The organism is Kocuria subflava (assembly GCF_012163155.1).
Classification (GTDB): Bacteria; Actinomycetota; Actinomycetes; order Actinomycetales; family Micrococcaceae; genus Kocuria; species Kocuria subflava.
The window spans coordinates 1-1,356 of record NZ_JAAVUN010000076.1; the positions used below are offsets into that span (position 1 = coordinate 1).

A 1,356-nucleotide genomic window follows, 5' to 3' on the forward strand; every position below is an offset into this window, starting at 1 on the left:
GCGTTGACGCTCCTATAGTTGTCAACTCGCGATTTCGCCGGTGCGGGGGTTGACCTTGATGAGGTGGTAGACCTCGCGGATGACGTAGCGCTTCAGGCAGCGGATGATGTCGCGCTTGCTCTTGCCTTCAGCGGTCCGACGGGCGACGTAGGCGATGGTCGGCTCGTGGAACCTCATCCGGACGATCACGGTGCGGTAGATCGCGGCGTTCAGCTGCCGGTGCCCGCCGTGGTTGATGCGGTGTCGGCCGCTGGTCATCCCGGACCCGGTCGGGACGGGGCTGATGCCGGCGAGCTTCGCGAATGCGGCTTCGGAGTGGATCCGTTCGGGGTTGTCGCCGGCGACGATCAGGATCTCTGCTGCGGTATCGACGCCGATCCCGAACTGCTCCAGCAGTTGCGGTGCGGTGCGATTGACGAGCGCCTCGATCGATGCCCGGAGTTCCTGGGCTTCGCTGTCCAGGTGCTGCCATCGGCGGGCCAGCGAGCGCAGGGCATGGCGGAGAGAGTCTGAGGGCGTCTCGAGGTTCCGAGGGCGCAGTGCTGCGAGGTGGCGGGCGAGCTTGATCGGTGTCATCCGGTTCGTCTCCCGGCGCAGCGTGTCGTCGGCGTGGACGAGCATCGCCTTCATCGAGATCATCGCGGCGGAGCGGTCGGTGACGGCTGAATCGTGCGCGATCTTGAGCTGCCTGATCATCTCGACGCTGCTGTCCGCGGTTTTCGGGATGACTGTCGCGAAGCCGGCGAGTACGGAGCGGGCGGCGTTCTCCGCGTCGAGGGTGTCGGACTTCCCGTTCATGCGCCGCTGGCGGCGGTCAGGGCGTCCTGCTTCGACGACCTTGTGTCCATGGCGACGCAGGAAGGAAGTCAGCGTCGCTCCGTAGGAGCCGGTGCCCTCGATGCCGAACGCGAGGACCTTCCCGAACGAGTCCGCCCAGGCGAGAAGCTGTTTGAAACCGCCGGTATCGGTGGGGACGGTGAGGGTAGCGAGGATGCCGCCGATGGTGTCGAGCACGGCGGCGACGTGGATGTGCTTATGGGTATCGACGCCGATGACGACGTGCCCGGAGTGGACGGTTTCGAGAGTGCTCATGGCGCCTGTCTCCCTTGACGGTTAGCGTGGTCTCACGCTGTCGCCGGCGGGGGGACAGGACTGTCACGGGGACGCTCTCGACATGCTGCTCCAGGCTCCTATTAGGTCACGCCCGATCCGGCGGCAGTGCTTGCTGCGTGCCCGGCCGGACGGTCGACAGATCAACGCAAAGGCACCCTGCGGGCCAATCGTAAGCAAGGGTCAGACCGCGTCGGCCGGGACTCCCCAATCCTTGCGGAACCGGGTAGAAAGAGGCTGACAGTC

1 protein-coding gene is annotated in these 1,356 nt (G+C 65.9%); it reads right to left on the minus strand.

Going from position 1 to position 1,356, the window contains the following annotated elements:
- Positions 1-21: 21 nt before the first annotated feature.
- Complete coding sequence (locus tag GTW58_RS13010) at positions 22-1,092, minus strand: IS110 family RNA-guided transposase (protein WP_119933844.1); 1,071 nt, start codon at positions 1,090-1,092, stop codon at positions 22-24.
- Between the last annotated feature and the right edge of the window lie 264 nt (positions 1,093-1,356).

Bases quoted from the DNA above. Each gene is read 5' to 3' on its own strand.
- GTW58_RS13010 (WP_119933844.1), bottom strand. From the start codon at position 1,092: ATGAGCACTCTCGAAACCGTCCACTCCGGGCACGTCGTCATCGGCGTC.